Source organism: Klebsiella huaxiensis (genome assembly GCF_003261575.2).
Lineage (GTDB): Bacteria > Pseudomonadota > Gammaproteobacteria > Enterobacterales > Enterobacteriaceae > Klebsiella > Klebsiella huaxiensis.
In genome coordinates this window covers 4,181,432-4,200,581 of sequence record NZ_CP036175.1, presented here as the reverse complement: position 1 = coordinate 4,200,581, position 19,150 = coordinate 4,181,432, and the positions used below count along the sequence as shown (strand labels likewise).

The window sequence follows — 19,150 nt, the reverse complement described above, 5'->3', positions numbered from 1 at the left end:
GATACGGGGCAGAAAGCAGCCTGGTAACACGGCAAATTGTAAAATAGTTGTTGTTTTATGCTTTTCCCTCACGTGCTTTATCACCTAAAAGGCTTGGCGAATGGTCTCTACAATCTCTTTCAATAAGGGTTCTTGCGCGCTGAGTTTATTGTAATGTAGTGAAACATCAATTTTTTCCGCCTGTAAAGGTGGAAAATCAAGAATTTTTAACGGCCATATGCGCTCTACCAGGGAGAACATCCCGGAAGTAATCAGCCCCAGCATCTCGCTTTCACTGACCAGTGCGGCCTGAGTTAACAAATTGTAGCTACTGAAGCCGCAGCGACGCTCGCCCAGGTGTTCATGCAGGCGACGCAGAAGTGCCGCATAGCGATGGTGCTCAGGTTGCAGCAGCGCGAATTCATATTGGCGAAGGTTTTCTGGAGTTGCCGACATTTTTAACGCCGGATGACCTGCCCGGCAGTATATGTGCACACTATCCTGAAATAACACATGATGCGTAATCGACAGCCCGGCGTGCGCGAAGCTGTCGATCAACAGATCGACCTGACGCTGATTCAGCTGGCTGACGGCGTCGTTGATGGCGATATTATGCAGCAATACCTGAGGAAAGACGGCTCTCAGTTTTTTGGTAATCACCGGCATTATCAATGCCCCAATAGCCGGAGAGGTCGCGATGGTTATCACTCGCTCCTGGTGCGTATCACCAGTTAAATCCAGCGCGTTGAGAAAAGCCTCCATTCCCTGGCTAATATGCTGATGGAGATGCGTCGCATAGGCGGTAGGCGTTACGCCCTGGCCTTTGCGAATAAACAGCGGATCGGGGAAGAGTGCACGCAGTTTGTTGATTGATTGACTGATCGCCGAGGGGGTGATGTTGAGCACCTTTGCCGCATTAACGATGCCTTTATGCACATAAACGGCTTCAAAAATGGTCAGTAAGTTCAGGTCTATGTTACGTAAAATGCGAAACACCTGCCGCCCGTGGCGATCATCTTGCGGGTCAGTGGGTTCTGCTGGAGCGTTATTTTCTTCCACTCTATATTTCCGATAATGGTGAATAGCATCATTATAACGACCAGACTCATTCTGATTCGTGATAATACACAGCAAATATAAAGACTTAATTTGTTGTGAGAGGGAAAGGTGACGTCCCGCGACCACGGGACGTAATAATTACCGGACTGAAATGTATTCGTACGGTGGATTATTGAGCAGCTCCAACAGATTCGCGGCCAATTGCGGAGCAACGGTTTCTGGACGAGCATTCGGCTGCCACTGACGCATTTGGGTCATTTCCATACCAGCATAACCACATGGGTTGATTCGCAGGAATGGTGACAGATCCATGGCGATATTCAGCGCCAGACCGTGGAATGAGCAACCTTTACGGATACGCAGACCCAGAGAGCAGATTTTTTGCTCGCCGACATAGACGCCGGGAGCGTCGGCGCGGGGGTGCGACTCAATGCCAGATTCTGCTAGCGTATTCACGACGGTTTGCTCTAAAAGGGTGACCAGCTCACGTACGCCCAGCTTACGGCGTTTAAGGTTCAGCATGACGTACATCACCTGCTGCCCGGGACCATGATAGGTAACCTGCCCGCCACGGTCACTCTGAATCACTGGGATATCGCCAGGAACAAGAACATGTTCGGCTTTTCCAGCCTGGCCCTGAGTGAACACAGGATGATGTTCGACCAACCAGATTTCATCCAGGGTGGAGTCGTCGCGAGTGTCGGTGAACTCATGCATTGCCTGCGAGACAGGTTCGTAAGGTTGCAGGCCGAGTTGGCGGATGAGGATTTTATTGTGCTGCAAAACAACGTCTCCGCAGAGAGAGAATAACTTGAGTGGAGAGTATATCACAGCGAGAAAGAGAGGATTACCCGGCACAAAGGCCGGGTCAAGGAATCGGTTTACAGCACCATTCGCACGATTTCAATATTGCCCAACTCTTCGTACAGGGTTTCTACCTGCTCGATATGTGTGGCGGTAATCGTGATGGAGACCGAGTGGTAGTTGCCTTTGCTGCTGGGTTTTACCGTCGGAGAGTAATCACCTGGTGCATGGCGCTGTACCACTTCAACCACCTGGTCAACCAGCTCCGGCAACGCCTGTCCCATTACTTTGTAAGTAAAAGGGGTAGGGAATTCAAGCAGTTCGTTAAGTTTGGTTTTCATGTCAGCTCCGGTGTTACAACAAAAAATAATAACTCCCACGACGAGTGGGAGTTATCAGGATACCTAGTATATGGGGACGCAAATCACACTTTCAAGTGTTCGATTTTTAACCAAACCAGTGATGGAACATTAACTTAATGTAATCAATGATTTTGCCGAAGAAATTGCCTTCCGGAATTTCCTGCAGTACGACCAGCGGGCGCTGATCGATAGTTTTACCGTCCAACTGGAAATTAATGGTGCCAACAACCTGGTTTTTCTGCAGCGGCGCGTGCAGTTCTGCATTGTTCAGGACATAGCTGGCTTTCAGGTCTTTCATACGACCGCGAGGGATAGTCAGATAAACGTCTTTGTCCACACCGAGGGAAGCACGATCGTTATCACCAAACCAAGCGGGTTCAGAGGCGAACTCTTTCCCGGCTTTAATCGGGTTAACGGTTTCAAAGAAGCGAAAGCCCCAGGTCAGCAGTTTTTTGCTCTCGGACTCACGGCCTTTATAGGTACGTCCACCCATCACGGCGGAGATCAGGCGCATCTGGCCTTCGGTTGCCGAAGCCACGAGATTATAGCCCGCTTTGTCTGTGTGGCCCGTTTTAATGCCGTCGACGCTCAGACTTTTATCCCATAGCAGGCCGTTACGGTTGAGTTGGCGAATCCCGTTAAAGGTGAACTCTTTTTCTTTGTAGATGGTGTATTCGTTCGGCACATCGCGGATCAGCGCCTGACCAATCAGCGCCATATCACGCGCCGAGCTGAACTGACCATCGGCATCCAGGCCATGAACGGTCTGGAAATGGGTGTTCTTCAGACCCAAAGCGTTAACGTAGTTGTTCATCAGGCCGACGAAGGCATCCTGGCTCCCAGCGACATAGTCGGCCATAGCTACACAGGCGTCATTACCTGATTGCAGGTTAATACCGCGGATCAGCTGGGAAACCGGTACCTGCATACCAGGCTTAAGGAACATCAGTGAGGAGCCTTTAAAGACTGGGTTACCGGTCGCCCACGCATCGTTACCAACGGTGACCAGATCGGATTCTTTAAACTTGCCCGCTTTCATCGCCTGACCAATAACATAGCTGGTCATCATCTTGGTCAGACTCGCCGGGTCGCGACGGGAATCCGCGTTATTTTCAGCCAATACCTTGCCTGAGTTGTAATCGATAAGAACCCAGGATTCGGCGTCAATCTGTGGGGCGCCAGGGATCATAGTTTTGATATTCAGGTCATCGGCGCGGGCAGCTGAGGATAGCGCTGCCACGGAGAGCGCCGTAACAAGTAAACGAGCGGTGAAAGAGGTCTTCATGGTCTGAACAACGGCATCCGTGATGGAGTTAAAAAAAGTGCCTTACTATAGCAAATGCACTGCGGGCCAGCATCCGACATTGCGCATGACTTTGTTAATGACTTTGTCATGCGTGATAAGTGGAGGACAACAGCCCGACGCGTTTAGTTGGCGCGAGTAATAAATGATTGCAGCTGAGCTTCGCTTTGCAGGCGTTGTTGAACCGTGCTGGCTTGCTCTTTGCTGCTGAATGGGCCCAATTGAATACGCCATACCGCGCCGTTTTGCATCACGCGGCCGGGTACGGAGAATTGCTGGCTCAGGCGCTGCTGATACTGCTGCGCACGGGCCTGATCGCTGACGGCACCTACTTGTACGACGAAGTCGCCGCTGGTGGTGGCAGCCGCTGGTGTTACCGCAGCAGTCGCCGCTACGGCAGGCGCTACGCCGCCCTGGACCGAACCTGGAGCAGTAACCGGCGCGGTTTGCACAACTGGCTCACTGCTTTCCAGCACCCCACTGTTCAGCGGCGTTGGCGCGCCAAGGAACCCGCCGCTGTTTACCGGTGCGCCGGTGCTATCTTCTGGCTTTAACGTTGAGTTGCTGATGGCATGAACATCAGTTTGCGCGGGTTGACCGATGGCTGCACCGTTATCGCCATCAAGATTCGGACGTGCGGGCAGGGCGTAGGTCTGTTTAGCAACGGTAGTACAGGCCATGCCGGGGCCTGAAAGTGAGCCATCCGGGGTGACGACGATCGGATCGATACGCACTTTGGTATTGTTCGAGGTATTCAGACGATCGGCTGAGGCTCGTGAAAGCGAGATGACGCGATCGTTGCCGTAAGGTCCGCGATCGTTGATGCGTACCACGATCATTCGCCCGTTGGCGAGGTTTGTTATCCGCGCGTAGCTTGGGATAGGTAACGTCGGATGCGCGGCGGTGAGCTGCGTCGGATCGAAGGCTTCCCCTGAGGCGGTCAGGTTGCTGTTCGGCTCCGCATCGTAAATCGCGGCAAAACCAGCCTGGGTAAAGTTAGAGGGATCCTGGACGATTTTATAACTTTTTCCATCGCGTTCGTAGTCTTGATTCGCCGTTGCGTTAGGCGTTTCATACTGTGGATCGGCACCGCTGATTTCCACAGTTGGTCCATTACAAACGGCCGGCTGTGGAGTGCTGACCGTTTTCTGTTGAACGTCATCACTCTGACATGCCGCCAGCAGCCCTGCTGCTATGCAGATCCCCAGCCATTGCTTACGCATCGCGAACCCCTTAAACGCTTTTCGACAACATTTTTCTATGAGTATGGATCGACATGACGATACCAAACCCGGCCATCAATACGATTAGGGCAGAGCCCCCGTAGCTGACCAGCGGCAAAGGTACCCCCACCACTGGTAAAATACCACTTACCATACCAATATTTACGAAGACATAAACGAATAAAATCAACATTAAACCCCCAGCCATAACCCGACCAAAGGTGGTTTGCGCCTGGGAGGCGATCCATAGCCCACGCATGATAAGCAAAATATACAGCGCCAGCAGGATCAGTACGCCAATCAGCCCCAACTCCTCTGCCAAAACGGCAAAGATAAAGTCGGTATGGCGCTCCGGTAAGAATTCCAGCTGCGACTGGGTGCCGTGCAGCCAACCTTTTCCGCGTAGTCCACCGGAGCCGATAGCGATTTTTGATTGAATAATGTGGTAGCCCGCGCCGAGCGGATCGGTTTCCGGGTCGAGCAGCATCATCACGCGCTGGCGCTGATAATCATGCATCAGGAAGAACCACAAGATGGGGATAAAGGCGGCGACCAGCACCACCGCAATGCCGATCAGACGCCAGCTCAGCCCAGACAAGAACAGGACGAACAGGCCGGATAACGCCACCAGAATCGAAGTTCCGAGGTCAGGCTGCGCGGCAACCAGCAGCGTGGGCAGGAAAATCAGCACCAGAGCAATGGCGGTATTCTTTAGCGATGGTGGACAAACATCGCGGTTGATAAAGCGCGCCACCATCAGCGGTACGGCAATCTTCGCGATTTCCGAGGGCTGAAAACGGACGATACCGAGATCCAGCCAGCGCTGCGCCCCTTTGGAAATTGCGCCAAAGGCATCCACCGCCACCAGCAGGATAATACAGACGATGTAGAGGTAGGGTGCCCAGCCCTCATACACACGCGGCGGGATCTGCGCCATGACGATCATGATAACGACGCCCATGGCGATCTGGCCGATTTTGCGCTCCATCATGCCCATGTCCTGACCGCTAGCGCTCCAGATAACCAGCGCGCTATAGGTCAGGAGCGCCAGCAGGATAAGCAGCATGGTGGGATCGAGATGGATTTTATCCCATAGCGATTTTTTGTTTGGATTATCCGTCATTATTGATCCTCCCCAGCCGTGACTGCCGGATTTTCACTCGGCAGATTGGTGTTGTTATCGCCCAGCATTATATGATCGAGAATCTGGCGCATAATGGTACCGACTGCAGGCCCTGCGCCGCCGTTCTCGAGAATGATTGCAACGGCAACCTGGGGGTTGTTATAAGGGGCAAATGCCGTCATGAGTTTGTGGTCACGCAGGCGTTCTGCGATTCGGTGCGCGTTATAGGTTTCATTGGCTTTCAGGCCAAAGACCTGGGCGGTGCCCGATTTCGCCGCAATTTTATACGGTGCGCTGGCGAAATATTTATGTGCAGTACCGTTTCCACGGTTGGCTACACCATACATTCCGTCTTTGGCGATTTCCCAAAAACCAGAGTGAATATCGCCGACCGGCGGTTCGTGCGGCTGTACCCATGGTACTGGTTTACCATCTTCAACCGTGCTTTGCAGCAGGTGCGGCACTTTGACGACACCGTCGTTAATCAGGATCATCAGCGCTTTGTTCATCTGAATAGGCGTTGCGGTCCAGTAGCCCTGACCGATGCCGACCGGAATAGTATCGCCCTGATACCACGGCTTCTTGAAGCGTTTGAGCTTCCACTCACGGGTAGGCATGTTGCCGGAGCGTTCTTCAGAGAGATCAACGCCAGTATAGTGACCGTACCCGAATTTGCTCATCCATTCGGACAGGCGATCGATACCCATATCGTAAGCAACCTGATAGAAATAGGTATCAGCGGACTCTTCCAGCGCTTTGGTGACGTTCAGATGCCCGTGGCCCCACTTCTTCCAGTCGCGATAGCGTTTATCTGAACCTGGCAGTTGCCACCAGCCGGGGTCAAACAGGCTGGTATTACGGGTGATCACGCCCGCGCTGAGCGCTGAGACTGCGACGTAGGGTTTAACCGTCGAGGCAGGAGGATATACCCCTTGAGTCGCGCGGTTGACCAGCGGCGTATTCGGATCGTTGAGAAGCCCGGAATAGTCTTTGCTGGAGATGCCATCGACGAACAGGTTGGGGTCGTAGCTTGGCGTTGAAACCAGCGCGAGAATCGCGCCGGTACGCGGGTCGGTCACCACGACGGCGGCGCGGCTACCGGCGAGCAGCGTTTCAATATACTGCTGTAGTTTCAGGTCGAGCGTTAAATAGATATCGCGCCCGGCCTGCGGTGGGACTTCCTTAAGCTGACGAATCACGCGACCACGGTTGTTAACCTCGACCTCTTCATAGCCGGTTTCCCCGTGCAGCACATCTTCGTAGTAGCGCTCAATACCGAGTTTACCGATGTCATGCGTCGAGGCATAGTTAGCCAGCTTCCCTTCTTTATCCAGGCGATCGACGTCTTTATCGTTAATTTTAGAGACGTAGCCGATAACGTGGGTAAGGGCGGAGTTATAGGGATAGTAACGGCGTTTATAGCCTTTGACTTCCACGCCGGGGAAGCGGTACTGGTTAACCGCGAAACGAGCCACCTGGACTTCGGTAAGGTTCACTTTCACCGGAATAGAGGTAAAGCGATGCGAGCGTGAGCGCTCTTTTTTAAAGTTCGCCACATCGTCATCGGTCAGATCGATGACGTCACGCAGCGCATCCAGCGTCTGCTGTACGTTATCGACCTTCTCCGGCATCATTTCCAGCTGGTAAATTGTGCGGTTAAGCGCCAGCGGCGTACCGTTGCGATCGTAGATAATGCCGCGACTTGGCGGAATAGGGACCAGCTTGATGCGGTTTTCGTTCGAGCGTGTTTGATAGTCTGTGTAACGCACAATTTGCACGTTATAGAGGTTGGCGATCAGTACGCCGGTAAGCAGCAAAATCCCCAAAAAAGCGACCAGCGCCCGGCGCACAAACAGCGAGGATTCAGCCGTATAGTCGCGGAAAGAATTCTGTAATTTCATTCGCTGCTTAGTCTACCCTGGTCATCATTACTCACGGTGGTAAGGGTGGTTGGTGGTAATGCTCCACGCCCGATAAAGACTCTCTGCCACCAGTACGCGAACCAGCGGGTGAGGTAATGTGAGCGTTGAGAGCGACCAACTTTGTTCCGCTGCCGCTTTACAAGCGGGCGAAAGGCCTTCCGGACCGCCGATGAGCAGGCTGACGTCGCGGCCATCCTGTTTCCAGCGCTCCAGTTCGCGCGCCAACTGTGGCGTATCCCACGGTTTCCCCGGGATATCCAGGGTCACGATGCGGTTTTTTCCTGCGGCCGCCAGCATCATTTCCCCTTCTTTTTCAAGGATGCGCTTGATGTCAGCATTTTTACCGCGTTTACCGGCGGGGATCTCCACCAGTTCGAACGGCATATCTTTTGGAAAACGGCGCAGGTACTCGCTAAAGCCGGTCTGAACCCAGTCCGGCATTTTGGTGCCAACGGCCACCAGGTGCAGCTTCACGCATTAACTCCAGAGTTTTTCCAGCTCGTACAAACGACGGCTCTCTTCCTGCATGACGTGAACCATAACGTCGCCAAGATCCACAACAATCCAATCGGCAGCGGCCTCACCTTCAACGCCCAGCGGCAGCATACCGGCGGCGCGAGATTCTTGCACAACGTGATCGGCGATGGACATGACATGGCGCGTGGAGGTTCCTGTGCAGATAACCATGCAATCTGTAATGCTGGATTTGCCATGAACGTCAATGGCTACGATGTCCTGACCTTTCAGGTCATCAATTTTGTCGATAACAAAATCCTGGAGTGCTTTACCCTGCAAGAGTTCCCCCTGGGTGAGTGTGAAGTGTGATAATAATAAACAGCCTGACAGTATACCCGAACTGGTGACAAAGTCGGGATAAATGTCGATATACCCGTCATACTTCAAGTTGCATATACGTTGGCCGCGTTCGTTCACCCCAGTCACTTACCTGAGTAAGCTCCTGGGAATTCGCTCACTTGCCGCCTTCCTGCAACTCGAATTATTTAGGTTATAAATGGGCGGTGAAGGCGGCTATCATCCCATCCATCGCCGATGATTGCATCGCCATTTTTGTAAAACAATTTCTGCAAAGTTCAAATGGCGGGTGCAGCCTGGCTGCGGAGAATAACAGCCTGCTTTGGCCTGTCAATGGTCTGCGCGCAATTCTTCTTCCGCTAGCCAAACGGCCTGGCTATTTAGCACCCGAAGCGTGGTGAAATCTGGTTGGATATCGACCATGCTCCATGCGCCATGCTCGATGGGGAAGTGCCACATTGAGGCCGCTGGCATGTTGAGCAATTGGGCAATCAACAGGCTAAGAACGCCCTGATGACCGACGATTAACAGATGCTCAAGCTGTTGATACTGAGGGAGAGTGGTGGTAAAGCCGGAAACCCGCTGGGCAAACGCTTGAAAGCCTTCACCGTTGGTGGGGGCCGCGTGCTGCCAGTCGGCGCACCAGGCGGCGTAGTTTTCCGCATCTTCATGCTGTAAATCCCGATGATGGCGCATTTCCCAGTCGCCAAAGAACATTTCATTGAGTTCGGGAAAATAGTGTTGGGAAATTTCTCGTTCGCCAAGCAGCAGGCTGGCCGTGCGTTGGGTTCGTTCGAGTTCACTACAAAATACGCGCTGGAAGGGGACAGCATGAAGGAGCTTTCCCAGGGCGTGCGCTTGCCTGACGCCACGTTCGGTTAATGAAGTTGGAGCATGCCCGCTGTACAGACCGGCGACGTTGGCCTCGGTTTCACCGTGACGAACTAACCATAATTTCATGATTAACCTCGCTAATGAGGAAAGAGACGAAGCACAACGATACTCTGTTAATCAGCGGCATCGCCAGCGCCGGGTCAACAATAAAGCTTTTGCTGGCGGATATAGTCCAGTACTGCTGCTGGCAGCATATCGGCGCAGGACTCACCCGTCTCAAGACGCTGGCGGATTATCGTCGCAGAGATATCAAACCATGGCGTCTCGGCCAGATAGATAACGCCTGCCGGGCTGCTGTGCAGGTGCTCAACATCGTGGGTCAGATGTTTGTCCAGCCACAGCTGATCTTGTTCGCAATCCATTGCCAGCGGATAGCCCGGACGTCGGCAAACGATCAAATGAACGTTATCAAGAATGCTTTCATAGTCGTGCCAGGTGGTAAAGGTGAGAAGCGAATCCTGGCCAATAACAAAGGCCAGCGGTCGTTTCGGCCCTTGCTCCTGGCGCCACTCCCGCAATGTTTGCGCCGAATATGACGGTGTATCACGTTTAAGTTCGCGATCGTCAAGGATGAACAAAGGCTTATCGGCGATGGCAAGCTCCAGCATATGCCTACGCTGGTCGCTGGTGGCCTCGGGCTGCGGGCGGTGCGGTGGCACATTGTTGGGTACAATAATGACTTTATTCAGACCGATTTGGTTAGCCAGAATTTCCACCGGTTTAAGGTGACCATAGTGCACCGGATCGAAGGTGCCGCCGTACATAGCCTGCAACTGAGTCATATCAACCATCAATAAAAACGTCTGCCAGTGCTTTATGGCAGAGCAACAAAGAGAGACTTTCCAGCTCGGGCCAGACGGAGTGTCCGTAATCCTGCTTGAAGGTGAGTTCTGCACGGGTCAATAACGTGACGGCCTGACGTAACTGGTCGGCGCTGAGACGAGCCAGAGCATCGCTGACCAGCTGACGGCGGTTTTGCCATACCCGATGCTTATCGAATAACGAACGCAGCGGCGTATGAACAGACTGTCGTTTCAGGTTCACCAGCAGCAGCAGCTCACGCTGGAGTGTTCGCAGTAGAATTGCCGGTTCACTGCCTTCCAGACGCAGTTGTTGCAGCACGTGCAGGACGCGCTTACTTTTGCCTGCCAGTAACGCATCAACCCAGTGATAAGGGGTGAAATGAGCGGCATCATTCACCGCCTGTTCAACGCGTGGTAGCGTCAGTTTGCCGTCAGGCCACAGTAATGACAGACGTTCGAGGGCCTGCGCGAGTGCCAGCAGATTGCCTTCATAGCAGTAGCACAACAGTTGGCTGGCTGCGTCATCAAGCTGCAGATTATTTTGTTTTGCGCGTGAGGCGAGCCAGCGCGGTAGCTGGGCATATTCCGGCGTCTGGCAGCTCACTTGTACCGCACGATTGGCAAGGGTTGTCACCCACGCGGCATTTTCCTGAGCTTTTGTTAGCTTATTGCCACGAACAATCAGCAATAAGTCGTCGTGAAGCATGCCGACAAGCGTCGCCAGCTGTTCATTGATGGCGGCATTAGGGCCGTTTTCCGGCAGTATCAGCAGCAGCGTTTGACGACTGGCAAACAGGCTCATCGCCTGGCTCAGAGAGAACAGGGCAGACCAGTCGGTGCTGGCATCAATAGTGGCGGCGTGGTGTTCGATAAAGCCCTGGGCAGCAGCGGCTTCGCGTATTGCGTCCTGACTTTCCTGCAACAGCAGTGGGTCGTTGCCAAGCAGCAGATAGGCCGCGCGCAGTCCTTCAGTGAGCTGCGCGCGGAGCTGTTCCGGGTACAACCGAATCATCAGTTACCCAGCGTAGTGGAGACGCGGTTGCCGGAGGTTGAAGATGCTGGGGTCGTGGCGACTGGCTTCTCATCCTCTTTTGTGGCTTCGACGTCCGCGACATGAACGCTTGGCAGCTTACGGATCAGTTGTTCCGCGGCTTTATCGTACATTTCCTGGATGATCATGTCCTGCTCAGCATCTTTCGCTAATGCCGCCTGCGGGTTATCGAAGAACGAGCGATAGACTTTGGTCGTGATCGGATAGATATCATGGCCCGGGATCAGCACGTTAGCATTCACCGTCATCACCATTTGATATTCTGCGGTACGGCCATCCTGGAAAATAGATGCTGTATCTTTCTGAATCGACGACGATTCCAGGCGCAGGGAAGGAATATCCTTACGCAGGGTGCTGGCATCGACCAGTTCGATACCGTTCAGACGCAGCTGATTACGGACCGCACGGCTTAATGGACCATTCGGATCGCCCGACTGGAAGATCATGGTTTTCATTGCGGTCGGAACCTGCGTAGTACTACGCAGGTGCCAGCCACAACCGGCGGTGATTAACACCGCCAGAGATAACAACAATGTTGCCAGATATCGCACGCTTCCTCCCGCGCTTAGCCAACGACCAGATTGAGCAGTTTACCCGGTACGTAAATGACTTTACGTACGGTCACACCGTCAAGATATTTCGCGACCAGATGTTCCTGACCAGCACGTTCACGAACCAGCTCTTCGGTTGCATCCACCGCAACGGTAATTTTACCACGAACTTTACCATTTACCTGGACGACGACCAGGGTGGTGTTTTCAACCATTGCGCCTTCGTCAGCGACCGGCCACGGTGTGTTGTCAATGTCGCCTTCGCCGCCCAGCTCCTGCCACAGAGTAAAGCTGGCATGAGGGGTGAACGGGTTGAGCATACGCACGACCGCCAGCAGAGCCTCACGCATCAGCGCGCGATCCTGTTCGCTTTCCTGCGGCGCTTTCGCCAGCTTGTTCATCAGCTCCATAATCGCCGCAATGGCGGTGTTGAAGGTCTGACGACGGCCGATATCATCGGTTACTTTGGCAATCGTTTTATGCACGTCGCGGCGCAGCGCTTTCTGATCTTCACTCAGGCTGGCAACATCCAGAGCGGCAACAGCACCCTGGGTGGTGTGTTCGTAAACCAGTTTCCAGACGCGCTTCAGGAAGCGGTTAGCACCTTCTACGCCAGACTCCTGCCACTCGAGGGTCATGTCTGCCGGAGAGGCGAACATCATAAACAGGCGCACGGTATCCGCGCCGTAACGCTCAACCATTTCCTGCGGGTCGATGCCGTTGTTTTTTGACTTAGACATCTTGCTCATGCCGGTATACACCAGCTCGCGGCCCTGCGGGTCGAAGGCTTTAACGATACGGCCTTTCTCGTCACGTTCCACGGTTGCGTCTTTCGGGGAAACCCAGTTGCGCTCACCGTTTTCGCCGACGTAGTAGAAGGCATCCGCCAGCACCATCCCCTGACACAGCAGTTGTTTAGCCGGTTCGTCGGAGTTAACCATGCCCGCATCGCGCATCAGCTTGTGGAAGAAGCGGAAGTAGAGCAGGTGCATGATGGCGTGTTCGATACCGCCAATATAAATATCAACCGGCAGCCAGTAGTTCGCCGCTTTAGGGTCCAGCATTCCCTCGTCATACTGCGGGCAGGTATAGCGCGCATAGTACCAGGAAGACTCCATAAAGGTGTCGAAAGTATCGGTTTCACGCAGCGCCGGCTGACCGTTGACGGTAGTTTTCGCCCACTCAGGGTCGGCCTTGAGTGGGCTGGTGATCCCATCCATCACCACATCTTCCGGCAGGATAACCGGCAGCTGATCTTCCGGCGTTGGCATTACGGTGCCATCTTCCAGGGTGACCATTGGGATCGGCGCGCCCCAGTATCGCTGACGGGATACGCCCCAGTCACGCAGGCGGTAGTTGATCTTACGCTTGCCAACGCCGAGAGAAGCCAGTTTGTCAGCGATAGCGTTGAAGCCCGCTGCGTGATCAAGACCACTGAACTCACCAGAGTTAAACAGCACGCCTTTGTCAGTCATCGCCTGAGCGGACAGATCAGGTTCAGACCCGTCAGCCGCCAGAATAACCGGCTTAATGTTCAGACCATATTTGCTGGCGAACTCGTAGTCGCGCTGATCGTGGCCCGGAACGGCCATCACTGCGCCAGTACCGTATTCCATCAGCACAAAGTTTGCCGCCCATACCGGGATGGCTTCGCCGGTCAGCGGGTGAATTGCCTTAAAGCCGGTATCAATGCCTTTTTTCTCCATGGTCGCCATATCCGCTTCGGCAACTTTGGTATTGCGGCATTCGTCAATAAAGGCAGCCAGCGCTGGATTGTTGGCAGCAGCCTGCTGCGCCAGCGGGTGACCCGCTGCAACGGCCAGGTAGGTGCAACCCATAAAGGTATCAGGACGGGTGGTATAGACCGTCAGCTTGTCAGCATACTCGTTCACGTCGAAGGAGATTTCGACGCCTTCAGAGCGACCAATCCAGTTGCGCTGCATGGTCTTCACGGTGTCCGGCCAGTGATCCAGGTTATCCAGATCGTTCAGCAGCTCGTCAGCGTAGGCGGTGATTTTGATAAACCACTGCGGGATCTCTTTACGCTCAACTTTGGTATCGCAGCGCCAGCAGCAGCCATCGATAACCTGTTCGTTGGCGAGAACGGTTTGATCGTTCGGACACCAGTTAACGGCTGAGGTCTTTTTATAGACCAGACCTTTTTTATACAGTTCGGTGAAGAACTTCTGTTCCCAGCGGTAGTATTCCGGGGTGCAGGTCGCGACTTCACGACTCCAGTCATAGCCGAATCCCAGCTTTTTCAACTGGTTTTTCATGTAGGCGATGTTGTCGTACGTCCATGGGGCCGGAGCGGTGTTGTTTTTTACCGCCGCACCTTCAGCAGGCAGACCAAATGCATCCCAGCCGATAGGCTGAAGTACGTTTTTGCCCAGCATACGCTGGTAACGAGCAATCACGTCACCGATGGTGTAGTTGCGCACGTGGCCCATGTGTAGTCGACCAGAAGGATAAGGAAGCATCGACAGGCAGTAATACTTCTCTTTGCTCTCGTCTTCAGTTACTTCAAATGTACGATTATCGTCCCAGTGAAGCTGGACTTTCGATTCTATCTCTTCCGGGCGGTATTGCTCTTGCATGGCAGCCAGTGGTCCTGTGTTCAATACAGCTACAAAGCGTAGCCAATGGATGTGTTATTTCAGATCGGCATAGCATAGCCCAAACGCCAACGTCAAAACAGCCTTTCGCACACTTCCATAGATGAAAGCGGCGGAGAAAATTTCACGACTATGTGGGCTGACTGGCAAAGAACCTGGAAAATAACGTCTATTATTATAAGAAGTTAACCACACCGGAGGCGAAATGATGAACAAGGTTGCTCAATTCTACCGAGAGCTGGTGTCGACGCTTAGCGAGCGGTTACGCAATGGAGAACGCGATATTGATGCGCTGGTGGAGCAGGCCAGGGTTAAAATCAGCCAGTCCGGCGAGTTAACGCAGAGCGAAATCGAGAATGTTATTCGCGCTGTCAGACGTGACCTGGAGGAGTTCGCGCTCAGCTATGAAGAGAGTCAGGATGAACTCACCGATAGCGTCTTTATGCGCGTGATTAAAGAAAGCCTGTGGCAGGAGTTAGCGGATATTACGGATAAAACCCAGCTTGAGTGGCGCGAGGTGTTTCAGGATCTCAGCCATCACGGCGTTTATCACAGTGGTGAAGTGGTGGGACTGGGAAATTTGGTGTGTGAGAAGTGCCATTATCATCTGCCGGTCTATACCCCAGATGTACTGCCACGCTGCCCAAAATGCGGGCACGATCAGTTTCAGCGTCGGCCATTCGAACCTTAAAAACGCTGGCGTAAAACGACCCGGGTTGACTAAAAGACACGGTAATACACCGTGTCTTTCAATAATCGACTTATTTGGTATTAATTTCAGTCGCTTTAAAGTTCTGATTGCCGCCCATATTAGAAGCGTATTTATGCGAGGAGTTTAGAATCCGCTTGTTAGCTGTTAAGGTACCGTTATTGGTGCAGGTTTTTAAATTGAGGAAACCGCACTTATAAGATTTCGCATTGACAACCTGTTTAGCGCTCAGCGTCAGTGTATTTCCCGCTTTGATGGTTCCTTCGTTAGTGAGTTTACCGTTGTTTTGGGTGTTGATAGTCAGATCGCCTTTGGTCTCAAGCGTTCCTGTATTAACCATGTCCAGGTAGGTATTGAGAGATAATGTGTCACCCTTGATATGCCCGCTGTTGCTGGTCACAGTATTATTTATGTTCATGGTTGCGCCATGACCCTGAATACCACCGTTATCGATATTACCCAAAGCAGTGACCGTGAGCTGATTACTTGAATTTAACGAGGAGTTATAGGTGGTGTTCAGATTTCCGTTGGTGGTAACAGACAGGAGATTGGTTGCGTGGATGGTGCCTGCGTTAGACAGGTTGCCCGCAGCGGTAACAGACATTTGCGGCGTGTTGCTAATGATGCCGCCGTTATTCAAATTGCCAAGGCTATTAATGATAGCAACATTTTTAGTGGCAATAGTACCCGTATTTTTCATTTCGCCTGCGGAAACTATCTGGGTCACGTAACCGTTACCAGTAATGGAGTTTTCATTAATTAATGATCCATAGCTGGTCATTGCAAGAGTGCTGTTTGCAACAATTACCTTTATTACACACGCCGAAACTAAGGTTATTACCGATCATGCTAATACTATTAGCTTTTATACCACCAAGATTGCTGATGTCGATACTGTATTCGGGAGTTACGGTTGGAGTATCATTGCTGATTTGTCAGCAGAAGTCATTGCTCCGGTACTGTTATCAAATGTAAAATTTCCTGCTCCCACCATGGCGTTGGTAGCATTAACTTTTCCGTTAATTTCGATAGCATCGGCGAGCAACACGGCATAGCTATTTGTTGCATCGATTCCGTTCTGGCCAATGGTCAATTTACCGTCAGTGACCGTATAGCTTGCGATTGCGCTTGTATCACTCAGCGCCACTTTACCGGTAGTAAGAATTGCCTTGTTGGTATTAATGAAGCTGCAGCCTGAACATGTGATGCCGTTGGGGTTAGCAACGATAATATCGGCCTTTTGGCCGGCTACTCTTATCCTGTACCACCTGGTTGGTATCGCTGTCAGATATATTGGCAAGTAAAGGTGCAGTAATAATAATATAAAGTGAAAAGGCAGAGGCTAGTCTTTTTTTATTATTCACGAAGCAATGTCCATTTTTTCCTTGTTAAGAGTATTTAGCGTTTAATGGGTATCGCTAACGGAGTTTGGTACCCAACCTTAAAAAATTTATTTTTTAAAATTACTATCATTATCACTAAGAAGTGGCTGTCAGCGCTCAGTATCCTCGTAAAAATTACCGCTATGTTATCTATGCCAAATTAGCTAATCCACGATATGAATAATGAATTTATATTGAATTGTGAATTTCAATTCATTAATTATTTTTTATGAGGTTTAATGTATTTATGTCAATTATTTGAGAATGAGTAAGAGTTTGCCACAGTTATGGAGAGGGAGGTAAGCGAGGTGTAGAAAGAATGGCGTGTACGTTGACGTACACGCCTGAAATTTAGTGCAGAATTTTTGCGAGGAAATCTTTAGCTCGTTCGGATTGAGGATTAGCGAAGAAGGCTTCTTTATCAGCATCTTCGACAATTTTCCCTTCATCCATAAAGATCACCCTGTTGGCCACTTTACGGGCAAATCCCATCTCGTGAGTCACCACCATCATGGTCATTCCTTCATTAGCCAGTTCAACCATGACGTCCAGTACTTCGTTAATCATCTCCGGGTCAAGCGCAGAGGTGGGTTCGTCAAACAGCATCGCAATAGGGTCCATACATAGCGCCCGGGCAATCGCCACACGCTGCTGCTGGCCGCCGGAAAGCTGGGCTGGAAATTTATCTGCATGGGCTGAGAGACCCACACGTTCCAGTAATTTCAACCCTTTGGCGCGGGAAGCGGCTTTATCACGATTAAGTACCTTGACCTGAGCCAGCGTCAGATTTTCGATAATTGACAGATGTGGGAATAGTTCAAAGTGCTGGAACACCATCCCAACGCGCGAGCGAAGTTTGGCCAGATTGGTTTTTTTATCATTAACCGTGGTGCCGTCAACGATGATTTCACCTTGTTGAATGGGTTCCAGACCGTTAACGGTTTTAATCAGCGTTGATTTGCCTGAACCCGATGGCCCGCAAACGACCACAACTTCGCCTTTTTTCACTTCCGTGGAGCAATCGGTCAGCACCTGAAAGTGACCATACCATTTTGAAACGTTTTTCAGGGTAATCATTACACAGTCCTTTTCTTCAACCAGCTGACCAACAGCGATGCGCTGAGACTAATAACAAAATATACGGCCCCTGCGAACAGGACCATTTCAACCTGGGTTCCGTCGCGTTCGCCGATAGTGGAGGCGGTGCGGAAGAAGTCTGCCAGACTCAGGACATAGACCAGTGAGGTATCCTGAAACAGGACGATACCTTGGGTAAGGAGCAGAGGTACCATGGCGCGAAACGCTTGCGGCAGAATAATCAGCTTCATGGATTGCCAGTGGGTCATCCCCAGCGCTAGCGCAGCGCTAGACTGGCCGCGTGAGATACTCTGAATACCGGCACGAATAATTTCCGAATAGTACGCCGCTTCAAACATGGAGAATGCAATCATCGCTGATATCAGGCGAATGTCGGTTTTCGGCGACAGGCCCAGCACGTTCTGTAGGAAGCCCGGAACAATCAGATAAAACCACAGCAGGACCATCACCAGCGGGATAGAGCGAAAAACGTTAACATAGGTTTTAGCAAACCACGCCAGCGGGAGGAAGCTCGACAGGCGCATAACGGCCAGAATTGTTCCCCAGACAATCCCGATAACAATCGCGATAACGGTGATTTTTAGCGTGATAACCAGACCAGCCAAAAGGTATGGCATGGAGGGAATAATGGAACTCCAGTCAAAATCGTACATTATTTGCCCCCCAAATTGCCCGGCAGGCGAACTTTACGTTCAACCACATACATTACCAGCATAATAATTGCGTTAATGAAAACGTAGGCGAGGGTGATCGCGGTAAACGATTCCCAGGCATGTGCCGAGTAATCCAGTAGCTTACCCGCTTGTGCGGCCATATCGGCGAGTCCGATGGTGGAAGCGATGGCCGAGTTTTTCACCAGGTTCATCATTTCAGAAGTCATTGGTGGAACGATAACGCGGTAGGCGTTAGGCAGTAGAACATAGCGGTAGGTTTGTGGTAGCGTCAGCCCCATTGCCAGTCCGGCGTTTTTCTGTCCACGCGGCAGCGACTGAATGCCGGAGCGGACCTGTTCACAGACGCGTGCGGCGGTGAATAATCCAAGACACAACATGGAAGAGACAAAGAACTGAATATTCGGATCCAGCTCGGATTTAAACCACATGCCAAGGTTTTCCGGCAGCAGTTCAGGTACCACCAGATACCAGGTGAAGAATTGCACAATAAGCGGGACGTTACGGAAGAGCTCAACGTAACAGGTACCGATACTTGATAACAGGCGATTGGGAACGGTGCGTAAAATACCGAATAGTGAACCGACGAAGAAGGCGATAATCCAGGCCGTTACCGACAGTGCGACGGTGACCTGAAAACCGCTCCAAAGCCAGCCTAAATAGGTGGTGTTGCCGAACGGGGCCTGTTGCAGGAATATGCCCCAGTTCCAGTCTATTGACATAAATGACTCCTGGAAAAAAAAGGGTAGCAGCGCTACCCTCGAAGATTGTTGCTCAGCTTGTTGCGG

Annotated in this window: 18 protein-coding genes and 1 pseudogene; 1 reads left to right on the top strand and 18 read right to left on the bottom strand. The window is 51.9% G+C overall.

Annotation, left to right across the window (positions count from 1 at the left end; genetic code table 11):
- Window positions 1–84: 84 nt before the first annotated feature.
- The 14 genes from DA718_RS20125 to leuS all read right to left on the bottom strand — a co-directional run bounded on the left by DA718_RS20125 (window position 85) and on the right by leuS (window position 14,484).
- On the bottom strand, window positions 85–1,038 hold the full coding sequence (locus tag DA718_RS20125; protein WP_112214525.1) for a YbeF family transcriptional regulator: 954 nt from the start codon (window positions 1,036–1,038) through the stop codon (window positions 85–87).
- 138 nt (window positions 1,039–1,176) lie between these two features.
- Window positions 1,177–1,821 carry a lipoyl(octanoyl) transferase LipB gene (gene lipB, locus DA718_RS20120; RefSeq protein WP_112214524.1) on the bottom strand — a complete coding sequence of 215 codons (645 nt, stop codon included), beginning with the start codon at window positions 1,819–1,821 and terminating at the stop codon, window positions 1,177–1,179.
- 98 nt (window positions 1,822–1,919) lie between these two features.
- Window positions 1,920–2,183 carry a DUF493 family protein YbeD gene (ybeD, locus tag DA718_RS20115; protein WP_095281214.1) on the bottom strand — a complete coding sequence of 88 codons (264 nt, stop codon included), beginning with the start codon at window positions 2,181–2,183 and terminating at the stop codon, window positions 1,920–1,922.
- Between the two features lie 106 nt (window positions 2,184–2,289).
- Window positions 2,290–3,489, bottom strand: coding sequence for a D-alanyl-D-alanine carboxypeptidase DacA (gene dacA / locus DA718_RS20110; protein ID WP_110273330.1), 1,200 nt, complete (start codon window positions 3,487–3,489; stop codon window positions 2,290–2,292).
- Between the two features lie 143 nt (window positions 3,490–3,632).
- Window positions 3,633–4,730, bottom strand: a complete 1,098-nt coding sequence (gene rlpA / locus DA718_RS20105; RefSeq protein WP_112214523.1) for an endolytic peptidoglycan transglycosylase RlpA — start codon at window positions 4,728–4,730, stop codon at window positions 3,633–3,635.
- Between the two features lie 10 nt (window positions 4,731–4,740).
- Window positions 4,741–5,853, bottom strand: a complete 1,113-nt coding sequence (mrdB, locus tag DA718_RS20100) for a peptidoglycan glycosyltransferase MrdB (protein ID WP_110273332.1) — start codon at window positions 5,851–5,853, stop codon at window positions 4,741–4,743.
- A complete protein-coding gene (gene mrdA, locus DA718_RS20095) occupies window positions 5,853–7,754 on the bottom strand; it encodes a peptidoglycan DD-transpeptidase MrdA (RefSeq protein WP_110273333.1) in 1,902 nt (633 codons plus the stop codon). The genes mrdB and mrdA overlap by 1 nt, the downstream gene beginning before the upstream one ends.
- A gap of 27 nt (window positions 7,755–7,781) precedes the next feature.
- Window positions 7,782–8,249, bottom strand: a complete 468-nt coding sequence (gene rlmH, locus DA718_RS20090; protein ID WP_004100160.1) for a 23S rRNA (pseudouridine(1915)-N(3))-methyltransferase RlmH — start codon at window positions 8,247–8,249, stop codon at window positions 7,782–7,784.
- 3 nt (window positions 8,250–8,252) lie between these two features.
- Window positions 8,253–8,570 (bottom strand): ribosome silencing factor, encoded by a 318-nt coding sequence (rsfS, locus tag DA718_RS20085; protein ID WP_004100162.1) that lies wholly within the window; start codon window positions 8,568–8,570, stop codon window positions 8,253–8,255.
- A 348-nt stretch (window positions 8,571–8,918) separates the two neighbouring features.
- Entirely contained in the window at window positions 8,919–9,548 is a 630-nt protein-coding gene (locus tag DA718_RS20080; RefSeq protein WP_112214522.1) for an adenosylcobalamin/alpha-ribazole phosphatase, read from the bottom strand.
- 74 nt (window positions 9,549–9,622) lie between these two features.
- The gene (gene nadD / locus DA718_RS20075) at window positions 9,623–10,273 is read right to left on the bottom strand and encodes a nicotinate-nucleotide adenylyltransferase (RefSeq protein ID WP_167492803.1); all 651 of its coding nucleotides are present in this window, start codon (window positions 10,271–10,273) and stop codon (window positions 9,623–9,625) included.
- Window positions 10,266–11,297 carry a DNA polymerase III subunit delta gene (holA, locus tag DA718_RS20070; protein ID WP_112214521.1) on the bottom strand — a complete coding sequence of 344 codons (1,032 nt, stop codon included), beginning with the start codon at window positions 11,295–11,297 and terminating at the stop codon, window positions 10,266–10,268. The genes nadD and holA overlap by 8 nt, the downstream gene beginning before the upstream one ends.
- Complete coding sequence (gene lptE, locus DA718_RS20065) at window positions 11,297–11,887, bottom strand: LPS assembly lipoprotein LptE (protein ID WP_112214520.1); 591 nt, start codon at window positions 11,885–11,887, stop codon at window positions 11,297–11,299. Before lptE ends, holA begins: the two co-directional genes overlap by 1 nt.
- Before the next feature lie 14 nt (window positions 11,888–11,901).
- Window positions 11,902–14,484: a leucine--tRNA ligase gene (gene leuS / locus DA718_RS20060; protein ID WP_112214519.1), complete on the bottom strand. Its 2,583-nt coding sequence runs from the start codon at window positions 14,482–14,484 to the stop codon at window positions 11,902–11,904.
- Window positions 14,485–14,710: 226 nt separating this feature from the next.
- On the opposite strand from leuS, the gene DA718_RS20055 reads away from it, so the two are divergent.
- The gene (locus DA718_RS20055) at window positions 14,711–15,193 is read left to right on the top strand and encodes a zinc ribbon-containing protein (protein WP_014228404.1); all 483 of its coding nucleotides are present in this window, start codon (window positions 14,711–14,713) and stop codon (window positions 15,191–15,193) included.
- A 70-nt stretch (window positions 15,194–15,263) separates the two neighbouring features.
- Here DA718_RS20055 and DA718_RS31170 read toward each other — a convergent pair.
- From DA718_RS31170 to DA718_RS20035, 4 genes and pseudogenes are all read right to left on the bottom strand, one after another.
- Window positions 15,264–16,469, bottom strand: a pseudogene (locus DA718_RS31170) (two-partner secretion domain-containing protein); the annotation flags it as partial.
- A gap of 475 nt (window positions 16,470–16,944) precedes the next feature.
- On the bottom strand, window positions 16,945–17,670 hold the full coding sequence (locus DA718_RS20045; RefSeq protein WP_110273342.1) for an amino acid ABC transporter ATP-binding protein: 726 nt from the start codon (window positions 17,668–17,670) through the stop codon (window positions 16,945–16,947).
- Window positions 17,670–18,344 carry a glutamate/aspartate ABC transporter permease GltK gene (gene gltK / locus DA718_RS20040; protein WP_112214518.1) on the bottom strand — a complete coding sequence of 225 codons (675 nt, stop codon included), beginning with the start codon at window positions 18,342–18,344 and terminating at the stop codon, window positions 17,670–17,672. Before gltK ends, DA718_RS20045 begins: the two co-directional genes overlap by 1 nt.
- Window positions 18,344–19,084: an amino acid ABC transporter permease gene (locus tag DA718_RS20035; RefSeq protein ID WP_110273344.1), complete on the bottom strand. Its 741-nt coding sequence runs from the start codon at window positions 19,082–19,084 to the stop codon at window positions 18,344–18,346. The genes gltK and DA718_RS20035 overlap by 1 nt, the downstream gene beginning before the upstream one ends.
- Window positions 19,085–19,150 lie beyond the last annotated feature (66 nt).